The following is a 26,808-nucleotide window of genomic DNA, read 5'->3' on the forward strand; positions in this document are numbered from 1 at the left end:
GGCCCCGGCGGTCCGCGCGGTCCGCGTCCGGGCGTGCCCGCCTCGGCCCCGGCCACGCCGGAAATCCAGCGCGCCACGCGTTCGGCGCCCCGTCCCGGCGGCGCGGTCATGGACCGTCGTCCCGACGAGGACGACGATCGTCGCAAGAACGCGGCCCCCAACAAGGCCGTCTCGCGCGTCAAGGGCGCCCCGCAGCGCCGCGAAGGCCGTCTGACCATTCAGGCCGTGGCCGGCGACGGGGATTCCGCCGACCGGATGCGTTCGCTCGCGTCGGTCCGTCGTGCCCGTGAGCGCGAAAAGGAAAAGCGTCGCGGCGGCGCGGTCGAACAGGCTCGCGTGTCGCGCGAAGTCGTCATTCCGGACGTTATCACCGTGCAGGAGCTGTCCAACCGGATGGCCGTGCGCGGCGTCGACATCATCAAGTTCCTGATGCGTCAGGGCGTGATGCTGAAGATCAACGACGTCATCGACAACGACACCGCCGAGCTGGTGGCCACCGAGTTTGGCCACACCGTCAAGCGCGTGTCGGAAGCCGACGTCGAAGAAGGCTTCATCGGCGCCGACGACCACGACGATCACATGGAGACGCGTCCCCCGGTCGTCACGATCATGGGTCACGTCGACCACGGCAAGACCAGCCTGCTCGACGCCCTGCGTTCCACCGACGTGGCGGCGGGCGAAGCCGGCGGCATCACCCAGCATATCGGCGCCTATCAGGTTCGCCTGAAGGACGGCCAACGGGTGACGTTCCTCGACACCCCTGGCCACGCCGCGTTCTCGTCGATGCGCGCCCGCGGCGCCAACATCACCGACATCGTGGTGCTGGTCGTGGCCGGCGACGACGGCGTGATGCCCCAGACGATCGAGGCGATCAAACACGCCAAGGCCGCCGAGGTGCCGATCATCGTCGCCGTCAACAAGATGGACAAGCCGGGCTCGGACGCCACGCGCGTGGTCAACGAACTGCTGCAGCACGAGATCGTGGTCGAAAGCCTGGGCGGCGACACCCAGCTGATCGAGGTCTCCGCCAAGGCCCGCACCGGCCTGGACGACCTGCTGGAAGCCATCCTGCTGCAGGCCGAAGTGCTTGACCTGAAGGCCAACCCCGACCGCGTCGCCGACGGCGTCGTGATCGAGGCCAAGCTGGACAAGGGGCGCGGCGCCGTCTCGACGGTGCTGGTCAACCGCGGCACGCTGAAGCGCGGCGACATCGTCGTGGCCGGCAGCCAGTGGGGCAAGGTCCGCGCGCTGTTGAACGAGCGCAACGAGCAGCTCCAGGAAGCCGGTCCCGCCACCCCGGTCGAGATTCTCGGCCTGGACGGCGTGCCCTCGCCGGGCGACGCGTTCGCCGTGGTCGAGAACGAGGCCCGCGCTCGCGAGCTGACCGAGTACCGCATCCGCCTGAAGCGCGAGAAGTCGCTGGCCCCGGTGGGCGCCGGCGCTTCGATGGCCGACATGATGGCCAAGCTGCAGGACAAGAAGCTGAAGGAGCTGCCGCTGGTCATCAAGGCCGACGTGCAGGGCTCGGCCGAGGCGATCATCGGTTCTCTGGACAAGATGGCCACCGACGAGGTCCGCGCGCGGATCATCCTGTCGGGCGCCGGCGCGATCAGCGAAAGCGACGTCATGCTGGCCAAGGGCGCCGGCGCGCCGATCATCGGCTTCAACGTCCGGGCCTCGGCCCAGGCGCGGGCCCTGGCCGAGCGCGAAGGGGTCGAGATCCGCTACTACGCGATCATCTACGACCTGCTGGACGACATCAAAGGCGTGCTCTCGGGCATGCTGGCCCCGATTCAGCGCGAAACCTTCCTCGGCAACGCCGAGGTGCTTCAGGCCTTCGATATCTCGAAGATCGGCAAGGTCGCCGGCTGTAAAGTCACCGAGGGCGTGGTCCGCAAGGGCGCCAAGGTCCGGATCATCCGTCAGGACATCGTCGTTCTGGAACTGGGCACTCTGCAGACGCTCAAGCGCTTCAAGGACGAGGTCAACGAAGTCCCCGTCGGCCAGGAATGCGGCATGATGTTCGCCGGCTTCCAGGACATCAAGGTCGGCGACGTGATCGAGTGCTTCACCGTCGAGGAGATCAAGCGCCAGCTCGACTAACGGCTGGTCGCTTCTGGTCACGAAAAAGGCGCGGATCCTGCGATCCGCGCCTTTTTTGCGCCGCATGATCGCAACGGATCGACACGTCAACGGTTTGTTCGGCCTCTAGGGATCAGCTTCCCTGAAGCTTGCGGACGGCATGCGATGCGGATCACGTTTCTCGAATGTGGGGCCTCGCCCAGGCCCACCGGCGGCGCCCGGGTGCTGTACGAACACGCCAATCGCCTCGTCGCGCGCGGACACGCGGTCAGCGTCGTGCATCCGGTCTATCCGGAGAGCCGGCCCGGCTTTCTGGCGGGGCTGAAGCAAGGCGGTCGCCACAAGCGCTGGGCGCGGACCGGCGAGTGGTCGCCGCGCGCCTGGATGGACGTCGATCCGCGCGTCGACAGCCTATGGACCCCCGATCTCTCATCCGCTCACGTGCCCGAGGGCGACGTTGTGATTGCCGCCCACTGGCGGGCCGTGGCGCCGATGAACGCTCTGTCGCCCGCCCATGGCGCGCGGGTCTTCTTCTCGCGCCAATGGGACTTCGCCGAGTTCGCGGAACTGGAGCCGGGGGTGCGCAAGGCCTGGGCCGCCCCCTGTTTCAAGATGGTGGTCAACCGACGCGCCGCGGAACTGGCCCGCGTGTTTGGGCCACGGCCCTGGCTGGCGCCGCACGGCCTGGACTCCCGAGCCTGGGACATAGACGTTCCCCTGGCCGACCGCGATCCCGACCTCCTGATCACGCCCTGGCGAGCGGCGCGGACCAAGGGATTCCACGACGTGCTGGAAGCCTGCGAGTTGGCGCGGCGCGAACGGCCGACGCTACGTCTGCTGACCTTCGGGACCGAACCTATGTCGATCCGTTTGCCCCACTGGGTCACGCACGTCCCGGCGCCGGATCGCCCGGCCTTGCGCGCCCTCTACAACCGCGCCTCGGTCTTCGTGGGCGCCGGACATAACGAGGGCTGGGGTCTGGCCGCCAGCGAGGCGGGCCTGTGCGGCGCGGCTCTCGCCCTGACCGACAATCCCGGCCACGCCGAATATGCCGACCACGAGCGAACGGCCTTGGTCTCGCCGATCCGCGAGCCGGCCGCCTTGGCCGTCAACATCCTGGCCCTGGCCGAGCGGTTGTCGCTGCGCCAGAGGCTGGCCCTGGCCGCCCGCGCCAAGCTCTCCACCTTTACCTGGGAGCGGGCCAGCCGCACGTTCGAGGCCGGGCTGATGGCCTGCATCGAGGCCGAGACGCCCCGCGCCGTCGCCTCCTGAACCGGTCTGGAAAAGGTCGAATTCGCGGGCTAGAGCAGAATCGATAGGAGGACCCATGCGTATCCGTTCGCTTCTGGCCCTGGCCGCCGTCGGCGTCTCGCTCTCCGCCTGCTCGACCGTGGACCGCTTCGACGCCGCCGGCGATGTCCATGCCCTGCTCGTCGCGATCCGCGACAACGACCGGGCGGGCTTCGACGCGCATGTCGACCGTCAGGCCCTGAAGGGCCAGATCGAGGCGCGGCTGATGGACGAGGCGCGCCAGCGTCAGCCCGGCGACAAGTGGATGGCGGTGGCCGCCATTCTGGCGGGGCCCGTCGCCGACGTCGCCGGCGAGGCTCTGATCCGTCCCGAGACCTTCCACGCGGCGGCCAACTATTACGGCTACACGCCCGACAGGCCGCTGCCGGGCCGGGTGGCGATCGCCAGCGCCTTGCGCCCGGCGGGCGACGGCCGGGTGTGCGCGGCCAAGAAGGACGGGCCCTGTATGCTGATCTTCACCCGCGAAGGCTCGACCTGGCGATTGACGGGCTTCGACCCGCAGGCGGCCAATTTGCATCTTAAGCGATGAAACGCGCGATCCTCGCGGGCCTGAGCCTGGCCGTTCTGACGACTTCGGCCGCGCGGGCCGAGACCCGGATGTTTTCGTATGACCCGATTTCTCCCGACGCCAAGCGGCTGACCGGGGCGGGCGTGACGATCCTGTTCAACCAAGGTCTCCTAGGCGGCGCCCGGCCGATCAAAGTCCTGGCCACCGGCGTGCCGGCCCAGGCCCTGCTGAAAGCTGGACGCGAAAAAGACCTGGGTCCAGGCGGGCTGAAGGCCATGGACGGCGTGGACGCCGACGCCGCGCTGTTTGAGGTCGATCCCAAGGCTGCTCAGGGCAAGATTTATCTCCGCGCCTTTTGCCCAGGCTCGACGCGGCTGTGGCTGTCGTTCAGCGCCATCGCCGTGCGCCGCGATCTGCGGATCCAGGCGTTTGGCGACGATCCCAAGGCCGACGGCAAGGCGCGTCTATGCGGGACGTTGGACTTTTCTTATCGCGGCGAGTGGCGTCTGCCCAAGAACCGGATGCCCGATCCGATGGAGGATTGGACCAACGAGCCCAATCACCCGAGTCCGGATTGAGGGCTTCCGCCCCGCTCCTGAGTCGCCGAGAGCGTTTCCGCTGAAAACCAGCATCCACTTTTCCGCGCGATGCTCTAGCTTCGTCCTGAAGCAGGGGAAGGGCGCGGGATGGCCGAGGATCCGTTGGCGGGTTTCGAACGGTTCGTGTTCAACGACGGGCGCTGGAGCCGCGAGGTGTTCCGCATCGGCGCGGGACCGGCGGTCATCGTCATTCACGAGGTTCCGGGTCTGCATCCGGGCGTGCTCGAGTTCGCCCGCGACCTTGCCGCCGCCGGCCTGACCGCCTTTTGTCCCAGTCTGTTCGGCAAGCCAGCCAGGCCGGTGTCGCGCGGCTATGCGATCGGCGAGATCCTCAAGAACATCTGCGTTCGGCGCGAGTTCAGCGTCTGGAAGGACGGCCGCTCCAGCCCGATCGTCGACTGGTTGCGGGCGCTTGCGCGGCAGGTCCACGAGGAATGCGGGGGCAAGGGCGTTGGGGCGGTGGGCATGTGCTTCACCGGCGGCTTCGCCCTGGCGATGATGACCGAGCCCTCGGTCGTGGCGCCGGTGATGTCCCAGCCCTCGCTGCCGCTGAAGGACAAGGGCGGTCTCGACTGCTCGGCCTCGGAGCTGGCCTGCGCCAAGCGTCGGTTCAAGGACGAGGACCTGTCGCTGATGGCCCTGCGCTTTTCGTCGGACAAGCTGGTGCCCGACGCCCGCATCGCGCGCCTGAAGGCCGAGTTCGGCGACAAGGTCGAGGTGATCGAGCTGGCCGACGAGGACGCCGCGCCGGGCGTGCCGATGGCTCCGCACTCGGTGCTGACCCTGCACCTGCACCGCTCGATCCCCGACTGCGGGACGATGCGGGCGCGGGACCAGGTAGTGGCGTTTTTTCGCGAAAAGACGGGCGCTTAGCGCTTCTGTCCGGCCAGCCGGCGCGTCAGCGGACCGCTGGCGATGATCAAGGCCGCGCCCGCGATCAGGGCGCCTAGCGAAACGAGGCCCAGTTGGGCCGACGAGGCCGCCTCGGCGCCGAGCGTCGAGGTCGGATGGGCGAAGGCCGGCTGGATCAGCACCATGCCGAGCGTGAAGCCCAGCAGGGTCTCGAGCCCGCCCGAGATCATCAGAATCGCGCCCAGGGCGCGCAGGACGAAACGTGTCAGGTCTTCTGTGGTCGCCATGGCCAATCCCCCTTGCCCATGACTCCAACCTACAGCGAGGGGCTTAATTCACCCTTAGCGCCGCTGGACTTTTCCCGCCGACGCGCCTAGACACCCCGCCTTCCGATTTTCCCCGCGCACCGGCGTTCGATCCGCCGGCCGGGCCGCAAGGACATCCCGCGCCATGAAGCGCCACGCCGACACCAAGAAGGGCGCCGCGACCGGCCCCTCGCAACGCCAGCTCCGCGCCGGCGAACTGATCCGCCACGCCCTGGTCGAAATCCTCCGCGAGGAGGAGCTGCAGGACGAGGCGCTGCACAACATCTCGGTCACGGTGTCCGAGGTGCGGATGAGCCCCGACCTCAAGCACGCCGTCTGCTTCGTCGAGCCGCTGGGCGCGGGCCTGACGGGCGAGGACACCACCGAGGTGATCAAGGGCCTGAACCGGGTCGCCAAGTTCCTGCGGGGCCGGCTGGGCCGCAGCATCGACATGAAGTTCACGCCGGACCTGAAGTTCATTCACGACGAGAGCTTTGGGACCGCGGCCTATATGGACAAGCTGTTCCTGGATCCGCGGGTCCAGCAGGACACCCGGACGCTGTCCGACGTGCTCGGCGAAGACGACGAGGACTAGGCCATGGCCCGCCGCAAGAAGGGCGACGCCGTTTCGGGCTGGATCTGCCTGGACAAGCCCTACGACCTGACTTCGACAACAGCGGTCAGCCGCGTGCGCCGCGCGTTCAACGCCCAGAAAGGCGGCCATGCCGGCACGCTGGATCCGCTGGCGACGGGCATCCTGCCCATAGCGCTGGGCGAGGCGACCAAGACCGTTCCGTTCCTGATGGACGCCGACAAGGCCTATCGCTTCACCATCGCCTGGGGCCGCGACACGACGACGCTGGACCGCGAGGGCGAGACGACCGCGACGTCCGACGTCCGCCCGACCCGCGAGCAGGTCGAGGCGGCGCTGCCCGCCTTCATCGGCGAGGTCGACCAGGTCCCGCCGAACTTCTCGGCCATCAAGGTCGACGGCGAGCGCGCCTACGACCTGGCCCGCGACGGCGTCGATTTCGAACTGCCGACCCGCAAGGTGGCGATCTTCGACCTCAAGATCGTCGACCAGCCGGACGTCGATCACGTCACCTTGGAGATGGAGTGCGGCAAGGGCACCTATGTGCGCGCCGTGGTCCGCGACCTCGCCAAGGCCCTCGGAACCTGCGGTCACGTCGCCGAGCTGCGCCGCACACGGGTGGGGGGCTTCTCGGAAGACGAGGCGATATCGCTGGAAACTCTCGAGAATTTGAGCTATGAGGCCCGGCTGTCGGAGGCCTTGCTTCCGGTCGAGACCGCGCTGGACGACATCCCGGCGTTGGCCGTGACCGATGAAGACGCCTTCCGGCTTGCACAGGGACGCGCCATCGTCCTGCTCCCAAGGCAGGTTGAAACGCTGAAAGCCGAGCTCTCGCCCGGCGATCGCACCGTTTCCGCCATGTCCGGCGACAGGTTGGTGGCCCTGTGCGAGATGCGCGCCGGGCGGCTCAATCCGGTGCGGGTCTTCCAACTCACCTGAGCGGAGACTTACCGATGTCGATTACTCTGGAGCGCAAGGCCGCGCTCATCGCCGAACACGCCCGCGGCGCGGGTGACACCGGCAGCGCCGAAGTGCAGGTCGCGATCCTCTCGGAACGCATCTCGAACCTGACCGAGCACTTCAAGACGCACAAGAAGGACAACCACAGCCGTCGTGGCCTGCTGAAGCTGGTTTCCCAGCGTCGCCGGCTTCTCGACCACCTGAAGAAGTCCGACGCCGGTCGCTATCAGTCCCTGATCGAAAAGCTGGGTCTGCGTCGCTAAGGCATCCAGGTCCGCCGCCTCGCCGACGCGGGGCGGCGGATCGCGTTTTTGGAACCTGGTGTCCGAGACAGGCCGGACACCTGGATTCCGAGACGGTTCTTTCCTCCCCATGACGGGATCGGAAGAATCGTTCGTCCGTCCGAGGGTTCACGTCCTCAAACCCGCCTGTCGAACTGGATGAGGATCATCGGGCCGGCTTTTCGTTAGCCGTCCGCCCCTGTCCGCCCCGACGAGAATCCGCTCGCGGGAACCGAAAGACGAAAAATGTTCGACATCAAACGCAAGACGATCGAGTGGGGCGGCAAGACGCTGGTCCTCGAAACCGGTCGCATCGCCCGTCAAGCCGACGGCGCGGTCCTGGCCACCATGGGCGAAACCGTCGTCCTGGCCACCGCCGTGTTCGCCAAGACCCAGAAGCCGGGTCAAGACTTCTTCCCGCTGACGGTCAACTATCAGGAAAAGACCTTCGCGGCCGGCAAGATCCCGGGCGGCTTCTTCAAGCGTGAAGGCCGTCCGTCGGAAAAGGAGACCCTGGTCTCCCGCCTGATCGACCGTCCGATCCGCCCGCTGTTCGTCAAGGGCTTCAAGAACGAAGTCCAGGTCGTGACCACCGTGCTGCAGCACGACCTCGAGAACGATCCCGACATCTTGGCCATGGTCGCCGCCTCGGCCGCCCTGACCCTGTCGGGCGCTCCGTTCATGGGCCCGATCGGCGCCGCCCGCGTCGGCTGGATCAATGACCAATACGTGCTGAACCCGACGCTCGACGAGCTGAAGGACAGCAAGATGGACCTCGTCGTGGCCGGCACCGCCGACGCCGTGATGATGGTGGAATCGGAAATCCAGGAGCTCTCGGAAGAGATCGTGCTGGGCGGCGTGACCTTCGCCCACAAGGAAATGCAGCCGGTGATCGACGCGATCATCGAACTGGCCGAGCACGCCGCCAAGGAGCCCTTCGCGTTCGAGCCGGAAGACACCGACGCGATCAAGGCCGAGATGAAGACCCTGGTGGGCGCGGACATCGCCGCCGCCTACAAGATCCAGAAGAAGCAGGACCGCTACGAAGCGGTCGGCGCCGCCAAGAAGAAGGCCATCGCCGCCATGGGCCTGTCGGACGAGAATCCGGCTGGTCACGACCCGCAGAAGCTGGCCGGCATCTTCAAGGAACTGGAAGCCGACGTCGTGCGTCGCGGCATTCTGGACACCGGCCTGCGCATCGACGGCCGCGACGTCCGCACCGTTCGCCCGATCCTGGGCGAGGTCGGCATCCTGCCGCGCACCCACGGTTCGGCCCTGTTCACCCGCGGCGAGACCCAAGCGATCGTCGTGGCGACCCTGGGCACCGGCGACGACGAGCAGTTCATCGACGCCCTGGAAGGCACCTACAAGGAATCCTTCCTGCTGCACTACAACTTCCCGCCCTACTCGGTCGGCGAGACGGGCCGCATGGGCTCGCCGGGCCGTCGCGAGATCGGTCACGGCAAGCTGGCCTGGCGCGCCGTGCGTCCGGTCCTGCCGGCCAAGGAAGACTTCCCCTACACCCTGCGCCTGGTCTCCGAGATCACCGAGTCGAACGGCTCGTCCTCGATGGCCACGGTCTGCGGCTCGTCGCTGGCCCTGATGGACGCCGGCGTGCCGCTGAAGCGTCCGGTCTCGGGCATCGCCATGGGCCTGATCCTGGAAAAGGACGGCTTCGCGGTTCTGTCGGACATCCTGGGTGACGAGGATCACCTGGGCGACATGGACTTCAAGGTCGCCGGCACCAGCGAAGGCATCACCTCGCTGCAGATGGACATCAAGATCGCCGGCATCACGCCCGCGATCATGGAGCAGGCTCTGGCTCAGGCCAAGGAAGGCCGCGCGCACATCCTGGGCGAGATGAACAAGGCCATGGACGCGCCGCGCGCCGACGTGGGCGATTTCGCGCCGAAGATCGAGACGATCAACATCCCGACCGACAAGATCCGCGAAGTGATCGGCTCGGGCGGCAAGGTGATCCGCGAGATCGTCGCCACCACCGGCGCCAAGATCGACATCAACGACGATGGCGTGGTCAAGGTCTCGGCCTCGGACGGCGCCAAGATCAAGGCGGCGATCGACTGGATCAAGTCGATCACCGACGAAGCGGAAGTCGGCAAGATCTATGACGGCAAGGTCGTCAAGGTCGTCGACTTCGGCGCCTTCGTGAACTTCTTCGGCGCCAAGGACGGCCTCGTCCACGTCAGCCAGATCAGCAACGAACGCGTCGCCAAGCCGTCGGACGTGCTGAAGGAAGGTCAGATGGTCAAGGTCAAGCTCTTGGGCTTCGACGACCGCGGCAAGACCAAGCTGTCGATGAAGGTCGTCGACCAGGAAACCGGCGAAGACCTGTCCAAGAAGGAAGCGACCGAAGAGGCGTAAACCTCCTTCCGCGTCCAAATCCTGACGTTAGCCAGCGGGCGGTTCCGAAAGGGGCCGCCCGTTTCGCGTTTTAGGGTTGTTTATGTTCCTTATTTGTTCCAACCTTGGGTGGTTGGAACAGGAGGGGGCGATGACCGATCACGTCGTGCAGTGCGGCGCCTGTAGGGTCGATGTCCAGGTCGTGCGCCGGGAGGAGGGCGAGATGGCTCGCTGTCCCGTCTGCGCCCGGACCGCGCCGAAGGACGAGGCGATCCGGGTGGCCCGAAGCGCTCTTATCGACGTTGTCATGCGCGATCTCGACGAAAATCTCCGCGCGATCGTCCGCGCCAGCCCCGCCCTGGGCTACCGGCCGGTCCAGGCCTATGACTGGGTGGTGGACGGCGCTCCCGGTCCGTCGCGCTTGGACGCTCGCTGAAGCGTTCCGGCGCCCTCCGCCGCCAGAGCCCTCAGCGCCTCGCGAAGGCGCGGGGCGGCGAAGTCCAGGAACAGGCGGGTCTTCAGCGGCAGGATCTCGGCGGGTGCGTGTAGCAGGCTGACCGGCTGGGGGTCGGGCTCGAACGACTCCAGCAGCAGCTGAAGACGTCCCTGGGCGACGGCCTCGGCGCATTGGTAGTGCATCAGTCGGCTCGCGCCCACGCCCTGTTCCGCCGCCCAGGCCGCGGCGTCAGCCGTCGAGGCCGACAGACGCGACCGGACCGGGACCTCCACCAAGCCGCCGGCGGGCGCGCGCAAAAGCCAGGCCGCCGTCGGACCGCCGAAGTCGAAGGTGACGCAGGGCAGGGCGGAAAGATCGTCGGGGGTTCGCGGGACGCCGCGCGCGGCCAGGAACCCAGGGCTGGCGCAGATCACCTGACGCATCTGGCCGACCCGGGTGGCGATCAGGCCGCTGTCGGGCAGTCGCCCGATCCGCAAGGCCATGTCGACATGATCCTCGACGAGGTGAAGGTTCCTATCCGACAGCAGCAGGCGCACGTCGACCTCGGGGAACGCCTCCAGAAAAGCGGTCACGATCGGCAGCAGGTAGTGCCGGCCAAACACGACAGGGCCCGTCAGGGTGAGTTGGCCCCGGGGCGCGGTGTATTCGCCGGCCGCCGCCCGTTCGCTGGCCTCGACCGCCTCCAGGATCCGCCGGGCCGAGACCAGATAGGCCTCGCCGGCCGGAGACAGCGCCAGGCGGCGCGTGGTGCGGATCAGCAGTTGCGCGCCCAGATGCCGTTCAAGCTCGCCCAGCCTTCGACTGACCGTCGCCAGCGGCAGCCGCAGTCGTCGCGCGGCGGCGGTGAAGCTGCCTGCCTCGGCGATGGCGACGAACACCGACATGGCTTGGAGGCGGTCGATCATTATCTATCAGAGTGAGATAATTATTCTCGAAAGGCCAGGATTATCTTTCCGGCCAGCAGGGCGCACATGCTCGTTGTCGCCAAGGTCCGGCGACGTCAAACGAGAGAAAAATCCTCATGTCCCGCATCGCCGTTCCGGATCTGGCCAACGCGCCGGAAGCTTCGCGCCCCATCCTCGACGCCGTGAAGGCGCAGCTGGGCGTCGTCCCCAACCTGTTTCGCCTCGTGGCTCTCAGCCCCTACGCGCTGACTGGCTTCACCAGTTTCTCCGGAGCCCTGGCCAAGACGCTCGACGTCAAGACCCGCGAGCGGATCGCGCTGGCCGTCGCGCAGGTCAATGGCTGCGGCTACTGTCTGTCGGCCCACACCTACCTCGCTCTGAACCTGGCCAAGCTGACCCCCGACGAGGTGGCCAACGCGCGTCGCGGCGGATCGGTCGATACCAAGGCGAACGCCGCCGTGGTCTTCGCCGACAAGGTCGCGCGCGACCGGGGCCATGTGTCCGAAAGCGACCTGGACGCGGTCCGCGCCGCGGGCTTCAGCGACGCCCAGATCGTCGAGATCGTGGCGTTGGTCGCCGAGAATGTCTTCACCAACTTCCTCAACGAGGTGGCCGCCACCGAGATCGACTTCCCGGTGGTGGACGCCGCCCAACCCGACTGACGCCAAGTCGCCAACGGTGGAGGGACCCTTGGCGTCCCTCCACCGCGAGGCCCCGCCAATGGGAGCGCCGACATGTCGAAGTACAGCTTTCTCGATCTCGCCAGTTCGCCCAGCATCCGCGCGGCGCAGGCGGAGATGGGCAGCGACCGGATGTGGACGCCGGGCGCCGTCGATCGCATCTTCGAACGGTTCACCGCCGATGAGGCTGCGTTCATCGCCGAGCGCGACAGCTTTTACCTGGCCAGCGTGTCCGAGCGCGGGTGGCCCTATGTCCAGCACCGAGGCGGCCCGCCGGGTTTCCTGAAGGTCATCGACGACACCACGCTGGCCTTCGCCGACTATCGCGGCAATCGGCAGTACATCAGCGTCGGCAACACGGACGCCGACGATCGGGTCGCGCTGATCCTGGTCGACTACCCGCGCCGCGCTCGTCTGAAAATCTTGGCCCACGCCGAGCGATTGGCTCTCGATTTCGACCCCGCCCTGACCGGCCGCGTCACCGAGGGTCTGGGACGGGCCAAGCCCGAGCGGATCTTTCGACTGCGCCTGGCCGCCTTCGACTGGAACTGCCCGCAACACATCACGCCGCGCTTCACCGAGGCCGAGATCGAGCGGGCGTTAACGCCGCTGCGCGATCGCCTGGAGGCGCTGGAAGCCGAAAACCGGCGGCTGCGCGCGCGGCTCGCCCAGAACGAGGACTGACCATGGACCTTCAACGACCCCCGCTCCCGCCGTTCGACCTCGACAGCGCCCGCCGCAAGGTGCGTCTGGCCGAGGACGCCTGGAACAGCCGCGACCCGGCGCGCGTGGCGCTGGCCTATGCCCCGGACTCCCGATGGCGCAACCGCGACGAATTCCTGGTCGGCCGCCCGGCGATCGAGGCCTTCCTGACCCGTAAATGGGCCAGGGAGTTGGACTACCGCCTGATCAAGGATCTCTGGGCCTACCAGGACGATCGGATCGCGGTGCGCTTCGCCTACGAATGGCGCGACGAGTCGGGTCAATGGCGCCGGTCGCACGGCAATGAAAACTGGGCTTTCGACGCCAAAGGCCTGATGACGCGGCGTCTGGCCAGCATCAATGACCAACTGATCGACGCGGGGGATCGCAAGTTCCACTGGCCCGCCGGGCCGCGACCTGACGGGCATCCCGGCCTCGAGCATTTCGGGCTCTGAGCGGATCGGCGTCAGCCGCGCGGCGTGACCTTGATCACCGCCGTGTCGGGGGCGCCGTTGCCGCCTCGGCAGGCGGCGTATTTGAACTTCAGGTCCATGCAGACCCAGACCTCGGTCAGGTGGCCGTCCTTGACCCGGATGTTCAGGCCCTCGGGCTGGATCTTGCGGTTGCGCTCAAGGAAGGCCTTGCGGATCTCCGCGCCGGTCATGACGCCGTCCGCGCCGGGGTCGAGCTCGGGCACGTTCAGCTTTTCGCGGACCTTGCGCTCCTTCTTGAAATAGTCCTCCGGCGTGGCCCAGTTGCAGGTCCCGTGCGCCTGCCATTCGTGCTGCAGCAGCCGGGGCGAGGGCGTCATGCAGAGATTGGCCTTGATCGTCGATACGCTGATCGGCGCGCCCGGGCGGCAATAGCGCGGATGCACCTTGTCCGGTCCGTTCGGCCAAAGACCGTGCACCGTGAAACCGAAGCGGTTGTTCTGGCACTGGATGACCTTGTCCGACTCCGGAATCCCCGAGCGGCAGGCTTCCGGCGACCAGAACAGGGCCAGAAGATAGGCGGCGATCGGCACGTCCGGATGGACCTCGCTCGCGGGGGGCGGCTCCGCCTGCGGCGCGTTCACCGTCAGCGGCACCGCGCAGGACCGAATGTCGTTGGCCTTAGCCGTTCCGGCGGCGGTGGCGAGGACGGCGGCGAGGACGGCGGCGGCGGTCTTCATGGCAAGCTCCAGGTACGCGGAGCGGGATAGGAGGCGCCGCCGCCCCCGACGTCAAGCCATGCTTAACGCCTAACGCCCTCTGGACTCGGTCGCCATCCGCAGGGCGAGGCCGCCCAGCACCGTGGCCATCAGCCAGCGCTGAATCAGGGCGAAACCGGGACGGGCCGACAGAAACGCCGCGATGGTTCCGGCCGCGAAGCAGATGGTCCCGTTGACGGTCATGCTGACCAGGATCTGCGACAGGCCCAGCGCCAGCGACTGCGTCAGGACGTGGCTGTGCTCGGGGTGGATGAACTGCGGCAGCAGCGACAGATAAAGCATCGCGGCCTTGGGGTTCAGAAGATTGGTCAGGAAGCCCATGGCGATCAGCTTGCGGGGACTGTCCTTGGGCAGGTCGCGCACCTGGAAGGGCGCGGCGGCGCCCGGCTTGATCGCCTGCCAGGCCAGCCAGCCCAGATAGAGCGCTCCGCCAAATCTCAGGAGGTCGTAAGCGATCGGCGCGGCCATCAGGAGGGCGGTGATGCCCAGCGAGGCGCATACTAGGTAGACGACGAACCCCGCCGCCGTGCCGATCAGCGACACCAAGCCCGCCCAGCGGCCTTGCGAGATCGAGCGGCTGACGACGTACAACATGTTCGGCCCCGGCGTCAGGGCCATCCCCAGACAGATGAGGACGAAGGCGATCCAGGTCTTGGCTTCGGGCATGGGCGCGGCTCCGCGATCTAGAGATTTCGGGATGCGCCCAGGCGAACGGCTCCGTCCGATGACGTCCGCGCTTCACGAGGGTTGTTTCCCTCCGAACGCCAGTCGCGCGGACAGGAGCGCCTTAGCATCGGGACCGGGCCTTTGGGATAGCCGGCGCGGCCCCGTTGCTCAAGACCCGCGAACCCCCACGCTAAAGATGATTCTGAGAACGATTATCATTGCGACTGCGTTGCAAGATCGCTAAGAACGCCTCGCAATTTCAGGAAGGGCCGTTAGACGGCTCCGGGGATAAGGGTAATCATGCGTAATTCGAACGTCGCCGGCCGCGATTTTTCGGGCGTCGCCAGCCGTCAGGGACGCGCCCTCGGCGTCGCCGCCGTGGCGGGATTGGCCGGCCTTTGCCTCGCGCGGCCCGCCGCGGCCGCGCCAGCGCCCGGCGCCGATGCGCCGATGGCCGCCACGCCGACGGCCGCCTCCGACAGCACCGAGGTCGCCGGCGTGCGGATCGATGGCAAGCGCGTGGCCGACCCTTCGTCGAGCAAGTTCACCGCGCCGCTGGTCGACACGCCCAAGTCGGTGACGGTGATCCCGTCCAAGATCATCGAGCAGACCGCCGCCACGTCGCTGACCGATATCCTCCGCACTTCGCCGGGCATCACCTTCGGGGCCGGCGAAGGCGGACAGCCCCTGGCCGACCGCCCGTTCATCCGGGGCCAGGCCAGCGCCAACAACATCTTCGTCGACGGCGTCCGGGACACCGGCGGCCAGACCCGCGAGGTCTTTGATCTGGAGCAGGTCGAGGTCGTGAAGGGTCCCGATAGCGCTTACAGCGGCCGCGGCTCGGGCGGCGGCAGCATCAACCTGTCGTCCAAGACCCCGAAGGCCGAGACCTTCGCGCGCGGTTCGGTGGGCGTCGGCACGGATGAATATGTCCGCGCCACCGCCGACGTGAACTACGCGATCAACGACAGCGTCGCGGTGCGCCTGAACCTTCTGGGCACGGAGGGCAATACGCCGGGCCGCAAGAGGGTCGAGTTCAGCCGCTGGGGCGTCGCGCCGTCGCTGGCCGTGGGCCTGAACGGCGACACCCAGATGACGGTCAGCTACTACCACCTGGATACCGACCAGACGCCGGACTACGGCATTCCGCTGCTGACCAAGACCACGGAGCCGCGCACCGCCTCAGGGATCCTGGCCGTGGATCCGCGCAGCTTCTATGGCGTCGCCGACCGCGACTATCAGAAGACGCGGTCCGACATCGTCACCTTCGCGATCGACCACAAGATCGACGACGACCTCGCGGTGCGTCAGGTGGTCCGCTATTCGAAGTCGCTGAACGACTACATCGTCACCAATCCGGGCGACGGCGGCGTGGCCCAGCTGGTCAATGGCCAGTGGTGGATGAAGCGCGGCACGAAGACCCGCTGGAACCCGACCACCACCGTCGCGGCGGTGACCGACCTGCACGGCAAAAAGACCCTGGGCGGCCTGGAGCACAGCTTCGACCTGGGCCTGGAGCTGAGCCGGGAGGAAAACCGCAACGCCACCTATTCGACCTTCACGACCTCGGGCGCGGCCTGCCCGGCCGGCTTCACGATCGCGGCGAACACCCTGGCCAGTCTCGGCGCGGGCGACTGCACCCTGGTCTATCACCCGAACGACAAGGACAGCTGGACGGGCATCATCAACCGCGGCCCCGCCTCCCGGAACGTCGCCAAGACCGCGGCCGTCTATGGCTTCGACACCATCAAGTTCGGCGACCGGTGGCTGCTGAACCTGGGCCTTCGTCATGACCACTACGAGTCGGCCGGCGTCGATGTCGCCACCACCCAGGCCAATGGCGTCTTCACCTCGGTGACCTATACGCCGCGCCACGGATCGTGGGACTTCACCAACTACCAGGCCGGTCTCGTCTACAAGCCGACCGAGCACGCCAGTCTCTACGTCTCCTACGGCACGTCCTCGACGCCGCCCGGCATCTCCGGCGGCGACCAGAACGCCAACACCGCCACGGGCTCGGGCAATCTGGCCTCGACCCAGTTGGTTCCGGAGGACAGCAAGAGCGTCGAGGCCGGGGCCAAGGTCAATCTGTTCCACGACTCGCTGGCCCTGTCGGCGGCGGCCTTTAAGACCACGCGCAAGAACGCCCAGATCCAGGTCGACAACGGTGTCTACGCCCAGGTCGGCGAGGTCGAGGTCAAGGGTTTCGAGCTCGGCTTCTCGGGCAATGTCACCCCGAAGTGGCAGGTGTTCGGCGGCTATGCCTATATGGACAGCGAGCTGGTGCGCGGGGCGGTGACCGTGGCCGCCAATGGCGGCGTGGTGACCAATCTCAACACTGGCGATCCGCTGGCCAACACGCCCAAGCACAGCTTCTCCAGCTTCACGACGTACAAGATCACGCGTCGGTTCTCGTTGGGCGGCGGCGCCTACTACGTGTCGAAGAGCTTCGGCGGCAACCAGGGCGGCGCCGGCGGCGGGACCAACAAGGTCTATGCGCCGGCCTACTGGCGCTACGACGGCTTCGCGTCGTGGGCGATCAACGACCGGGTCGATCTGCAGCTGAACGTCCAGAATCTGACGGACAAGCGCTACATCATGCGCACGAACGGGGTGCACCACGCCGATCCGGCTCCGGGTCGTCAGGCGATCCTGACCGTCAACGTGAAGTACTGACCTCCCCTCTCCAGGTGCTTCACGACCCGACGCCCCGCCCGACCCAGGCGGGGCGTCACCCTTTTCCGGCCTTCGGCCGCCCGTCTGATCCGGATCAAGGCGGGATGCCGGGGGCGGGATAGGTCCGACACCCCGATCCAGGAGCGAACCGCGAATGATGCTGCAGATTCCCCAGGTGCTGACCAAGGCCGAGGTCGCCGAGTGCCGCGCCATCCTCGACGCCGGTCCGTGGGTCGATGGCAACCTGACCTCGGGCTTCCAGGCCGCGCGGGCCAAGGCGAACGAGCAGCTGCCGCAGGATAGCGAAGGCGCCCAGAGGGTTGGCGCGGTGATCCTGCGGGCGCTGGAGGCCAATCCGCTGTTCGTGTCGGCGGCCCTGCCCCAGATCATCCTGCCGCCGATGTTCAACCGTTATGGCGAGGGGATGGGCTTCAAGGACCATGTCGACAACGCCATCCGCCGGGATCCGCTCAGCGGTCGCCGTCTGCGCACGGATCTGTCGGCGACCCTGTTTCTGGCCGAACCCGAGGATTATGACGGGGGTGAGCTGGTGGTGAACGACCTTTACGGCGTGCATAGGGTCAAGCTGGAGGCCGGGGACATGATCCTCTATCCCAGCTCCAGCCTTCACCATGTGACGCCGGTCACCCGAGGCGCGCGCACGGCCAGCTTCTTCTGGATCCAGAGCCTGATCCGCGACGACGCCCGGCGCACGATGCTTTTGGAAATGGACGTCGCTATCCAGCGCCTCGCCCAGCGGGCGGAGCCCGACGACGAGGCGATCCTGTCGCTGACCAGCGTCTACCACAACCTGCTGCGCCAGTGGGCCGAGGTCTGAGCGACGACGAAATGTCATTTTCGCGGAACGTCGATATGCCGCGAGAACCATAAGTTTACGGTTGCGTCTCACGATCCGCGAAACTCAGGCGGGAGACGGAATGTCCCAGGCGTCGATCCACGAAGGAACAGAACGCGCGCCGTTCGGCGAAGCCGAGGCCGCGCGCTGGTTCTTCGACAACGCCAGCGACCTGTTCGCCGTCATCTCGGCCGAGGGGCGCTTCGAGGTGGTCAACGCGGGCTGGATGGCCCTGACCGGCTGGAGCCGCGAGGAACTGATCGGCCAGCCCTGCATCAAGTTCGTCCACCCCGACAGCCACGCCGAGCTGATCGACACCGGCCGGCGGATGCGCGAGACCGGCGCGGCGATCAATGAGCTGAAGGTTCGGCGCAAGGACGGCGGCTGGATCTGGCTGCAGGGCCGCTCGCGCCTGGGTCCCAACGGCGAAATGGTCGGGGTGCTGCACGACATCAGCGCCGAGGTCGAGAGCCGGGCCGAGCTGGAAGTCGCGCGACGCACTCGCGTCCTGTTGGCCGAGGAAGCCGGCATCGGCGTCTGGAACTATGAACCGGACGGCGATCGCATCGACTGGTCGCCCGACGCGCTGGCCGCCGCCGGCCTGTCGCCCGCCGACGTCGCCACCGCCGATCTCTTCTTGAGCCGCCTTCCCGAAGACCGGCGCGAAGAGGTTCGGCTGGCTTTTCAGCGCGCGATCCACACGGGCGAGGGCCGGGTGCTGGAATATCGGCTGCGCGATAACAGCGGCCGTTGGTTCACGTTCCGCAGCACCTTCCGCGCCGAACCGCGCCCGGGCGGCCTGTATGCGTTGCGAGGGGTTTCGCAGAACATCACCGACGTGGCCCGCAGCCGCGACAAGGCGCTCTGGAGCGAGCGACGCGCGCGTCGCCTGGTCGAGGACGCGCCGTTCGCCGTCGCGGTCTACGATGTCGATCTGCGCCTGCGGCTGGTCAGCCCCCGGTTCCTCGACATCTTTCGAGCGACCGAAGAAGGCGTCATCGGCAAGTCGCTCACGGAATTGACGCACGGCGAGCGCCGGCGCTTCGTCGAGGGCGTCGGCCGGGCGCTGGCCGGCGAGATCGTCACGCGACGCGAGGACCGGCTGACGGACGCCGAGGGCCAGGAGCGGACCTATCGCTGGGAGGCGCGCCCCTGGCGCGACATGACCGGCGAGGTGGTCGGCGTGATCACCTACATGGATGACATCACCGCTCTGGCGGCGGCGCGGCGCGAGGCGAGGGCCAACGCCCGCCGTCTGAAGGTCGCCCTGGGCGCGGCCCGGGCCGGGGTCTACGAGATCGATCATGAACGGAGCAGCTTCTGGGGCTCGCCTGAATTCCATCGCATGATGGGTCGCCAGATCGACTACGAGGACGTGCGGGCGGCGGCCTGGCCGATGATCCATCCCGATGATCGCGAACAGTTCTACGCCGCGTCGGCCGACAAGCGCGGGACCGGCGACTGGAACGCCCACGAATATGACGTGCGCCTGCTGTCGCCCTCCGGCGAGGTCCGCTGGGCGCGGGTGTTCCACGAGGTGCGGCGCGACGCGGCGGGCCAGGCTCGCAAGGCGTTCGGCCTGGTGCTGGATATCGACGAGAAGAAGAGGGCGGAGCTGGCTCTGGTCGCGGCCAAGCGCGTGGCCCAGGCGGCCAGCGAGGCCAAGGCCCAGTTCCTGGCCAATATGAGTCACGAGATCCGCACGCCGATGAACGGGGTGCTGGGGGTCCTGCACGTGCTCAAGCGCGAGCTGCCGGCGGGTGACAGCGCCGACCTGCTGGCCGAGGCCCTCGCGGCCGGCCAGATGCTGTCGACCCTGCTGGACGACGTTATCGACATCTCGCGCATCGAGGCCGGACGGCTGGACTTGAACCGCGAGCCGGTCGATCCGCGCGAATTGGTCCGGAGCGTGGCCCGGCTGCTGGCCGGCCAGGCCGCGCAGAAGGGGCTTCGGCTGGAGCTGGATCTGGCCGACGATCTGGGCTGGGTCGAGACCGACCCTACCCGCGTGCGCCAGGCCCTGTTCAACCTGATCGGCAACGCCGTGAAATTCACCCCGCGCGGCTCGGTGACGGTGCGGCTCCGCAAGGAGGAGGACGACGAGGGGGCGCGCCTGGTGTTCGACGTGATCGACACCGGCATCGGCGTGCCCCTGGACGCCCAAGCGCGGCTGTTCGAGCGGTTCCAGCAGGCCGACGCCAGCACCACCCGCCGGTTCGGCGGCTCGGGCCTGGGCCTGGCCATTACCCGCAAGCTGGCCGAGATGCTGGGCGGCGCGGTGTCGTTCCGTTCCACGCCGGGCGAGGGTTCGACCTTCACCCTGACCATCGCCGCCTCGCCGGCGGCCACGCCAAGGCCGGTCGAGCGCGAGTCCGACGATCTGCTGACCGGCCTGAAGGTGCTGGTGGTCGAGGACAATCCGACCAACCAGCTGGTCGCCCGTCGAATTCTGGAGCAGCTGGGCGCGGCGGTCAGCGTCGCCGACGACGGCGCGTCGGGCGTGGCGGCGGCGCGGGAGGGGGTCTTCGATCTCATCCTGATGGACGTGCAGATGCCCGGCATGGACGGTCTTGAGGCGGCCCGCCGCATCCGCGCCCTGCCGGGGCCGGCCGCGCGCGCGCCGATCATCGCCTTGACCGCCAATGTGATGGCGCACCAGCGCGCGGCCTATCGCGCCGCGGGCATGGACGGGGTCGCCGCGAAGCCCATCGCCCCCGCCGCCCTGGTCGCCGAGATCGTTCGTCTGTCCCAGGCCGGGGCGGATCGCCGGGAGGCGGTGGCCTAGCGGCCTTGATCCCCTTTCCCCTAGAGCCTGAACCACGCTAAGCAGGGTCGAAAGAGGGGGAAACCATATGGCGGTTGGAAGTCAGGAAGGCGCTTCGATGCGCACGGTGGTCGCGGCGTCGTCCGCCGGCACGGCGTTCGAGTGGTACGACTTCTTCATCTTCGGCAGCCTGACCCAGGTCATCTCCAAGACCTTCTTCGCGGGACTGAACGACACCGCTGGCTATATCGCCGCCCTGGCCCTGTTCGGCGTCGGCTTCGCGTTCCGGCCGCTGGGCGCCCTGGTGTTCGGCAAGATCGGCGACCAGGCCGGCCGCAAGGGCGCCTTCCTGGCCACGGTGCTGCTGATGGGCGGGGCGACGTTCGCCATCGCGTTTCTGCCCACCTACAAGCAGGTCGGGATCCTGTCGCCGATCCTGCTGATCCTGATGCGCTGCGTGCAGGGCTTCGCCCTGGGCGGCGAGTACGGCGGCGCGGCGATCTACGTCGCCGAGCACTCGCCGGCCGGCAAGCGGGGCTGGTCGACCTCGTGGGTGCAGACCTCGGCCGCCTTCGGCCTGTTCGGCGCCTTGCTCGTGATCATGGCCACCCGCGCCACCGTCGGAAACAGCGCCTTCGACGCCTGGGGCTGGCGCATCCCGTTCGGCGTCTCGATCGGCCTGCTGGGCGTCTCGGTGTGGATGCGCATGAAGCTGAGCGAAAGCCCGGCCTTCGCCGCCATGAAGGCCGAGGGCGAGGCCTCCAAGGCGCCCTACGCCGAGGCGTTCGGCCAATGGAAGAACCTCAAGCTCGTCCTGTTGGCCTTTTTCTCGATGATGTCGGCCCAGGGCGCGGTCTGGTACACCAGCTTCTTCTACATCCAGACTTTCATGGAGAAATTCCTGAAGGTCGATCCGGTCGACATCAACGGTCTGATGATGACCGCCACGGCGATCAGCGCGGTGTTCTACGTCGTGTTCGGCTGGCTGTCGGACAGGATCGGCCGCAAGGCGGTGATGCTAGGGGGCATGACCCTGGCGCTGCTGTTCTACTTCCCGGGCTTCCATCTGCTGGAGAAGGCCGCCAATCCGGCGCTCGCCGAGGCGACCGCCAAGGCGCCGGTGGTGGTGGTCGCCGACCCGGCCGATTGTTCGCTGCAGTTCGACCCCGTCGGCAAGACCGCCTTCGTCACCTCCTGCGACATCGTCAAGAGCGCCCTGGCCAATGCCGGCGTCTCCTACGTCAACCAGGCCGCGCCGGCCGGAACCGTGGCGACGATGAAGGTTGGCGGCGTCGCGGTGACCTCCGAAAGCGCGGCGGGCCTGCCGAAGGCCCGGTCGAAGGCCGTCAAGGCCGGCGTCGAGGCCCGGATCAAGGGCGCCCTGACCAAGGCCGGCTATCCGACCAAGGCTGATCCGGCCCGCATGAACAAGCCGCTGATGCTGGGCGTGCTGTTCGTGTTCGTCATCGCCGCGACCGCCTTGTTCGGACCGCTGGCGGCCTGTCTGGTCGAGCTCTTCCCGACGCGGGTGCGCTACACGGCCCTGTCGCTGCCCTACCATATCGGCACCGGCTGGGTCGGCGGCTTCCTGCCGTTCTTCGCCTTCGCCATCGTGACGGCGGTCGGCGACATCTATGCCGGCCTGTGGTTCCCGGTGGTCTTCACCCTGATCAGCGTCCTGACCACCGCGTTCCTGCTGCCCGAGACCCGGGGACGGTCGCTGACCTGAGACGGGCGCGGCGTCGATCGCTCAGGCGCTGGGCGCCGCCAGCAGCACCTCTATGGCGACTCCGGCCTGGGTCAGCGCGTGGATCTGGGCCGGATCGACGGCCTGGGTGATCAGCCGGACGATCTGACGACCCTCGGCGGCCAGCTGGATCAAATGGTCGGCGGTCGCCGTCGCGGGGTCCATCCGCTCGGCGTCGCGGCGGGCCATCTTGATCACCTCGGGATCGGCGTCGGCGTCCATTACCAGGACGTCGGCGGCGCCCAGCGCGCGCACGGCGCGCAGGGTCAAGAGGTCCGCAGGGCCCTTGCCCGCCACGAACCGCACCATCCCCTTCCGCCCCGCGCCGCGCGCCAGGGCTTCGCGAAACAGCTGACCGGCCTTTTCCATGTCGCCCTCGCGCGCGGCCTGGGCGGCCTCGCCCAACACCGCGTCGCGCAGAAAGGCCCGCCGCTCATGCAGCGTCGGCAGGGCCTTGCGCACCTCCCCCTGGAAGCGGGCCAGCAGCGCCGCGACCCGGCCCATGCCCTCGGGCACCTGGGCCTCGATATCGTTGCGCAACATCGTGGCGAGCACCGGCGCGGCCCCTCCGGTGCCGACGGCGGCCACCACCTCGCCCCGATCGATGACGGCGGGGGTGTTGAAGTCGCAGAGGTCGGGCCGGTCGACGACATTGACCAGAACCCGCGCCGCCCGCGCCGCGCCGGCGGCGGCCTGGACGAACACCTCGTCCTGACTGGCGATGAAGGCCAGGGTCGCGCCGGTGTAGGAACCGGGCAGATAGGCCTCATGGCCCTCGAGCCGAACGACCGTGGCCGGCGACCCGTCGAACAGACGCGCCTTGGCGTCGGCCGCGTCGCCGACGCCGGCGATCACCACCTTGCGGCCGGCCAGGGGGAAATAGGCGGGAAAGGAATCCAACGCGCGAACCTCGAAAGACCTATTGCGAGCGGCAGTCGTCATAAGGGCCGCCGGGGAAACCGTGAAGCATGGCGTCGGGACCCTTGCTCCAGATTTCGGCCGCGCCGTCGGCGTAGCGCGCGCCAGAGCCCGAGCGGGCCAGCTTCAGGACCTTGGTCGCGCCGCCGGCTGTCACCACCACCTGCTTGCCGCGTAGAGCGTAGGCGGCCGTAAAGGTCTTGCCGGCCTTGCAGCGGTAGAAGATCGGCGTGTCGGTGGCGTCCATCGGGACCACGGCGGCGCAGCCCGCCAGCGTGAGGGTCAGGACGGATAGGGGCAGCAGGACGCGGCGCAAGATCAGACCTCCGTTGGGCGCGGGCGCGAGCATAGCGGGTTTCGAGGACGGCGCCCGCCCGCCTTCGCGGACGCGAAGCGATTTTGATCCTTCGCGCGTTCCCTAGAGCCTCGCGCGTCAAAACTTAATCGTTTTGACGCGATAACGAGGCCCTAAATCAATTACTTAGAGCGTGACGCCGAAACCGGTTCTCACTTTCGGCGTCACGCTCTAGAAGCGGCGCTGTTCGAATTTCTCTGGCCAAGACCAGATTGAACAGTGTTAGGTTTGGTGGGGAGAAAGCCTGGGAGGCGACAACGCGATGGCCCTGACTCTGGATATCAATGGCGAATCCGTCAGCGTCCAGGCGACGTCGGACACGCCCTTGCTTTGGGTTCTGCGGGACGAACTGGGCCTGACGGGCACGAAGTTCGGCTGCGGCATGGCCCAGTGCGGCGCTTGCACGGTTCATCTGGACGGCCAACCGATCCGCTCTTGCGTGACCCCGATCGAGGCGGTCGGAAGCGCCAAGATCACCACGATCGAGGGCCTCGGCGGCCAGCATCCGGTGCAGCAGGCCTGGGTGCGCCACGATGTTCCCCAATGCGGCTACTGCCAGTCGGGCCAGATCATGTCGGCCGTGGCTCTGCTGGAGCGGAACAAGCACCCGTCCGACGAGGACATCGACAACGCCATGACCGGCAACATCTGCCGTTGCGGCGCCTATCAGCGGATCCGGGCGGCGATCCACGACGCGGCCGAGACCGGTCCGCCGATGGGCGAGCCGCACGCCGATATCGACGAGGCCATCGTCGCCGCCTCGGGCGCGACCCATCGGGGGGCTGGCCGATGAACGCGCCCTTCAAGCCCGCGCCGACCCGCCGTGACGTGGTGGTCGCCTCGACACTGGTCGGCGGCGCGTTGCTGGTCGGCTGTTCGCCCGCCGACCTCATGAGCGCCGGCTCCAAGGTCGAGGTCGGCGCGTTCGGGCCATTCATCAAGATCGCCCCCGACGGCGTCGTCACCGTCGTGTCCAAGCATATCGAGTTCGGCCAGGGCAATCACGCGGGCCTGTCGGCCATCGTCGCCGAGGAGCTGGACGCCGACTGGAGCAAGGTCAAGGTCGAGCAGGCACCCGCCAACGCCAAGCTCTACGCCAATGGCGCCCTGGGCGCGCAGCTGACCGGCGGTTCGTCGGCGATCTCCAACTCTTGGGACCAACTGCGCAAGGCCGGGGCCGGCGCGCGCGCCATGTTCGTCCAGGCCGCCGCCAACAAGTGGAATGTCGCGGTCGGCGAGATCACCGTCAAGGACAGCGTCCTGACCCACACGTCGGGCAAGACCGCGACGTTCGGCGACCTGGTGGCCGACGCCGCCAAGGTCAATCCGCCGACAGACATCAAGCTGAAGGACCCCAAGACCTTCACCCTGATCGGCACCGACCGCGTGCGTCGCAAGGACGCCCAGGCCAAGAGCGACGGCACGGCCCGCTACACCCAGGACGTCCGCCTGCCCGACATGCTGACGGCGGTGGTCGCCCATCCGCCGCTGTTCGGGGCCAAGCTAAAGAGCTTCGACGCCGCCGACGCCAAGAAGGTGGCCGGCGTGGTCGACGTCTTCGAGATCCCGACCGGCGTGGCCGTGGTCGCCCAGAGCACCTACGCCGCCCGCATGGGTCGCGAGGCGCTGAAGGTCGAGTGGGACGACGGCAAGGCCGAAAAGCGCGGTTCGGCCAAGATCGCCGAGGACTTCCGCGCGGTGCTGACGGGCAAGGACTCGTCGGCCAAGTGGGAGCCGTTCGACCAGCGCGGCGACCTCTCGAAGCTGGACGCCGCCAAGGGCGAGCAAGTGTTCGAGACGACTTACGAGTTCCCGTATCTGGCCCACGCCACCATGGAGCCGATGAACTGCGTCGCCTCCGTCGACGGCTCCGACGTGAAGATGGTCTTCGGCTCGCAGGGCCAGACCCTGGATCAGCTGAACGCGGCCAAGATCGTCGGCTGCCTGCCGGGGTCGGTCCAGATCGAGACCCTGTTCGCCGGCGGCTCTTTCGGTCGCCGCGCCAACTTCCAGTCCGACTACGCCGCCGAGTGCGTCCATATCGCCAAGAAGGTCGGCAAGGGCCGCCCGGTGAAGCTGGTCTGGACGCGCGAGGACGACATGCGGGCCGGCTACTTCCGCCCGCTGACCCTGCACGCGGTCAAGGTGGTGCTGGACAAGGACGGCTATCCCGCCGCTTGGCGCCACCGCATCGTCACCCAGTCGATCATGAAAGGCTCGCCGATGCCGGCGGGCAAGGGGCCCGACGGCACGGCGATCGAGGGGACGCAGGGCTCGCCCTATCTGAAGGCCACGCCGGTGGTCGACGCCCAGGTCGCTCTCCCGGACGCCGGCGTGCCGGTGCTGTGGTGGCGCTCTGTCGGCGCGACCCACACCGCCTTCGTGATGGAGCACACGATCGACCAACTGGCCGCCAAGGCGGGCAAGGATCCGATCGACTATCGCCGGGCGCTCTATACGAAGGCCGGCGCGGATCGACATCTGGCGGTGTTGAACCTGGCCGTCGAGAAGGCTGGCCCGGCGGCGACGGCGGGCTGGTCGCGCGGCGTGGCCGTGCACGAAAGCTTCGGCTCGGTCGTGGCTCAGGTGGCCGAGGTGAAGTTGGTCGACGGCGCCCCGCGCGTCGGCCGGGTCGTGACGGCCATCGACTGCGGCGTCGCCGTCTCGCCGGACCAGATCGCGGCGCAGATGGAAGGCGGAACCTGTTACGGACTCTCGGCGGCGCTTTACGGCGAGGTCACCCTGACGGACGGCAAGGTCGACCAGAGCAATTTCGATCGCTACCGCGTGCTGCGCATCAATGAGGCGCCGACCGTCGAGACCAACATCGCGCCGTCCGGCAATCCGCCCAGCGGGGTGGGCGAGCCAGGCACGCCGGTGATCGGTCCGGCCGTGGCCAATGCCCTGCTGGCCCTGAACAAGACCGCCACCACGCGCCTGCCGCTCGTGCGATCCAACGTCTGATCGCAAAGAGGCTTCGCTTCTCGCTGGACGATTGGCCATTCCCCGATCATCTTGGGG

The 26,808-nt window shown here is 67.8% G+C and carries 25 protein-coding genes and 1 riboswitch; of the genes, 19 read left to right on the forward strand and 6 right to left on the reverse strand.

The features are described from left to right. From infB to FCU40_RS13085, 5 genes are all read left to right on the forward strand, one after another. Window positions 1–2,103: translation initiation factor IF-2 (gene infB / locus FCU40_RS13065; RefSeq protein ID WP_168075444.1), on the forward strand; the 2,103-nt coding region annotated here is incomplete at its 5' end. A 144-nt stretch (window positions 2,104–2,247) separates the two neighbouring features. After that, entirely contained in the window at window positions 2,248–3,354 is a 1,107-nt protein-coding gene (locus FCU40_RS13070; protein ID WP_168075446.1) for a glycosyltransferase family 4 protein, read from the forward strand. 55 nt (window positions 3,355–3,409) lie between these two features. Continuing rightward, window positions 3,410–3,922 (forward strand): DUF2939 domain-containing protein, encoded by a 513-nt coding sequence (locus FCU40_RS13075; RefSeq protein WP_168075448.1) that lies wholly within the window; start codon window positions 3,410–3,412, stop codon window positions 3,920–3,922. Further along, window positions 3,919–4,479 (forward strand): hypothetical protein, encoded by a 561-nt coding sequence (locus tag FCU40_RS13080; RefSeq protein WP_004618125.1) that lies wholly within the window; start codon window positions 3,919–3,921, stop codon window positions 4,477–4,479. Before FCU40_RS13075 ends, FCU40_RS13080 begins: the two co-directional genes overlap by 4 nt. A 108-nt stretch (window positions 4,480–4,587) precedes the next feature. Beyond that, window positions 4,588–5,373 (forward strand): dienelactone hydrolase family protein, encoded by a 786-nt coding sequence (locus FCU40_RS13085; protein WP_168075449.1) that lies wholly within the window; start codon window positions 4,588–4,590, stop codon window positions 5,371–5,373. On the opposite strand, the gene FCU40_RS13090 is transcribed toward FCU40_RS13085, so the two are convergent. Continuing rightward, entirely contained in the window at window positions 5,370–5,639 is a 270-nt protein-coding gene (locus FCU40_RS13090) for a hypothetical protein (protein WP_168075450.1), read from the reverse strand. The two genes, FCU40_RS13085 and FCU40_RS13090, sit on opposite strands and share 4 nt — an antisense overlap. 163 nt (window positions 5,640–5,802) lie before the next feature. Between FCU40_RS13090 and rbfA the strand changes: the two genes are divergently transcribed. From rbfA to FCU40_RS13115, 5 genes are all read left to right on the forward strand, one after another. Beyond that, a complete protein-coding gene (gene rbfA, locus FCU40_RS13095) occupies window positions 5,803–6,252 on the forward strand; it encodes a 30S ribosome-binding factor RbfA (protein ID WP_004618120.1) in 450 nt (149 codons plus the stop codon). A gap of 3 nt (window positions 6,253–6,255) precedes the next feature. Next, window positions 6,256–7,188, forward strand: a complete 933-nt coding sequence (gene truB, locus FCU40_RS13100; RefSeq protein WP_168075451.1) for a tRNA pseudouridine(55) synthase TruB — start codon at window positions 6,256–6,258, stop codon at window positions 7,186–7,188. A 14-nt stretch (window positions 7,189–7,202) separates the two neighbouring features. After that, the gene (gene rpsO / locus FCU40_RS13105; protein WP_004618114.1) at window positions 7,203–7,472 is read left to right on the forward strand and encodes a 30S ribosomal protein S15; all 270 of its coding nucleotides are present in this window, start codon (window positions 7,203–7,205) and stop codon (window positions 7,470–7,472) included. Between the two features lie 264 nt (window positions 7,473–7,736). Then, window positions 7,737–9,872, forward strand: a complete 2,136-nt coding sequence (pnp, locus tag FCU40_RS13110; RefSeq protein ID WP_168075452.1) for a polyribonucleotide nucleotidyltransferase — start codon at window positions 7,737–7,739, stop codon at window positions 9,870–9,872. A gap of 130 nt (window positions 9,873–10,002) precedes the next feature. Then, the gene (locus tag FCU40_RS13115; protein ID WP_004618110.1) at window positions 10,003–10,287 is read left to right on the forward strand and encodes a hypothetical protein; all 285 of its coding nucleotides are present in this window, start codon (window positions 10,003–10,005) and stop codon (window positions 10,285–10,287) included. Here the strand turns inward: FCU40_RS13115 and FCU40_RS13120 are convergent. Then, the gene (locus tag FCU40_RS13120) at window positions 10,233–11,213 is read right to left on the reverse strand and encodes a LysR family transcriptional regulator (protein WP_168075453.1); all 981 of its coding nucleotides are present in this window, start codon (window positions 11,211–11,213) and stop codon (window positions 10,233–10,235) included. The two genes, FCU40_RS13115 and FCU40_RS13120, sit on opposite strands and share 55 nt — an antisense overlap. 116 nt (window positions 11,214–11,329) lie before the next feature. Between FCU40_RS13120 and FCU40_RS13125 the strand changes: the two genes are divergently transcribed. The 3 genes from FCU40_RS13125 (at window position 11,330) to FCU40_RS13135 (ending at window position 13,050) form a co-directional block, all read left to right on the forward strand. Next, window positions 11,330–11,875, forward strand: a complete 546-nt coding sequence (locus FCU40_RS13125; protein ID WP_168075454.1) for a peroxidase-related enzyme — start codon at window positions 11,330–11,332, stop codon at window positions 11,873–11,875. Between the two features lie 72 nt (window positions 11,876–11,947). Then, the gene (locus FCU40_RS13130; protein ID WP_168075455.1) at window positions 11,948–12,577 is read left to right on the forward strand and encodes a pyridoxamine 5'-phosphate oxidase family protein; all 630 of its coding nucleotides are present in this window, start codon (window positions 11,948–11,950) and stop codon (window positions 12,575–12,577) included. 2 nt (window positions 12,578–12,579) lie between these two features. Further along, window positions 12,580–13,050, forward strand: a complete 471-nt coding sequence (locus FCU40_RS13135; RefSeq protein WP_168075456.1) for a nuclear transport factor 2 family protein — start codon at window positions 12,580–12,582, stop codon at window positions 13,048–13,050. Between the two features lie 11 nt (window positions 13,051–13,061). On the opposite strand, the gene FCU40_RS13140 is transcribed toward FCU40_RS13135, so the two are convergent. Continuing rightward, a complete protein-coding gene (locus FCU40_RS13140; protein WP_168075457.1) occupies window positions 13,062–13,766 on the reverse strand; it encodes a ribonuclease T in 705 nt (234 codons plus the stop codon). Between the two features lie 69 nt (window positions 13,767–13,835). Beyond that, complete coding sequence (locus tag FCU40_RS13145) at window positions 13,836–14,471, reverse strand: LysE family translocator (RefSeq protein WP_168075459.1); 636 nt, start codon at window positions 14,469–14,471, stop codon at window positions 13,836–13,838. A gap of 28 nt (window positions 14,472–14,499) precedes the next feature. Continuing rightward, window positions 14,500–14,587: riboswitch (ZMP/ZTP riboswitch) on the reverse strand. Between the two features lie 184 nt (window positions 14,588–14,771). Here FCU40_RS13145 and FCU40_RS13150 point away from each other — a divergent pair. The 4 genes from FCU40_RS13150 (at window position 14,772) to FCU40_RS13165 (ending at window position 22,496) form a co-directional block, all read left to right on the forward strand. Further along, window positions 14,772–17,147 carry a TonB-dependent siderophore receptor gene (locus FCU40_RS13150; protein WP_168075461.1) on the forward strand — a complete coding sequence of 792 codons (2,376 nt, stop codon included), beginning with the start codon at window positions 14,772–14,774 and terminating at the stop codon, window positions 17,145–17,147. A 154-nt stretch (window positions 17,148–17,301) separates the two neighbouring features. Next, window positions 17,302–17,985 carry a Fe2+-dependent dioxygenase gene (locus FCU40_RS13155; RefSeq protein ID WP_168075462.1) on the forward strand — a complete coding sequence of 228 codons (684 nt, stop codon included), beginning with the start codon at window positions 17,302–17,304 and terminating at the stop codon, window positions 17,983–17,985. 100 nt (window positions 17,986–18,085) lie between these two features. Further along, on the forward strand, window positions 18,086–20,788 hold the full coding sequence (locus FCU40_RS13160) for a PAS domain S-box protein (RefSeq protein WP_168075463.1): 2,703 nt from the start codon (window positions 18,086–18,088) through the stop codon (window positions 20,786–20,788). A 67-nt stretch (window positions 20,789–20,855) separates the two neighbouring features. Next, window positions 20,856–22,496: an MFS transporter gene (locus FCU40_RS13165; RefSeq protein WP_168075464.1), complete on the forward strand. Its 1,641-nt coding sequence runs from the start codon at window positions 20,856–20,858 to the stop codon at window positions 22,494–22,496. Window positions 22,497–22,517: 21 nt separating this feature from the next. On the opposite strand, the gene FCU40_RS13170 is transcribed toward FCU40_RS13165, so the two are convergent. Both FCU40_RS13170 and FCU40_RS13175 read right to left on the reverse strand, forming a co-directional pair. Beyond that, window positions 22,518–23,414: an NAD(P)-dependent oxidoreductase gene (locus tag FCU40_RS13170; RefSeq protein ID WP_168075465.1), complete on the reverse strand. Its 897-nt coding sequence runs from the start codon at window positions 23,412–23,414 to the stop codon at window positions 22,518–22,520. Window positions 23,415–23,433: 19 nt separating this feature from the next. Beyond that, window positions 23,434–23,748 (reverse strand): MliC family protein, encoded by a 315-nt coding sequence (locus tag FCU40_RS13175; protein ID WP_004618088.1) that lies wholly within the window; start codon window positions 23,746–23,748, stop codon window positions 23,434–23,436. A gap of 301 nt (window positions 23,749–24,049) precedes the next feature. Here FCU40_RS13175 and FCU40_RS13180 point away from each other — a divergent pair, with 301 nt between their 5' ends. Further along, the gene (locus tag FCU40_RS13180; RefSeq protein ID WP_168075466.1) at window positions 24,050–24,580 is read left to right on the forward strand and encodes a (2Fe-2S)-binding protein; all 531 of its coding nucleotides are present in this window, start codon (window positions 24,050–24,052) and stop codon (window positions 24,578–24,580) included. After that, window positions 24,577–26,751, forward strand: a complete 2,175-nt coding sequence (locus FCU40_RS13185; RefSeq protein WP_168075467.1) for a xanthine dehydrogenase family protein molybdopterin-binding subunit — start codon at window positions 24,577–24,579, stop codon at window positions 26,749–26,751. The genes FCU40_RS13180 and FCU40_RS13185 overlap by 4 nt, the downstream gene beginning before the upstream one ends. Window positions 26,752–26,808 lie beyond the last annotated feature (57 nt).

The sequence above is a fragment of the Caulobacter sp. SSI4214 genome (assembly GCF_012184455.1).
GTDB lineage: Bacteria > Pseudomonadota > Alphaproteobacteria > Caulobacterales > Caulobacteraceae > Caulobacter > Caulobacter vibrioides_E.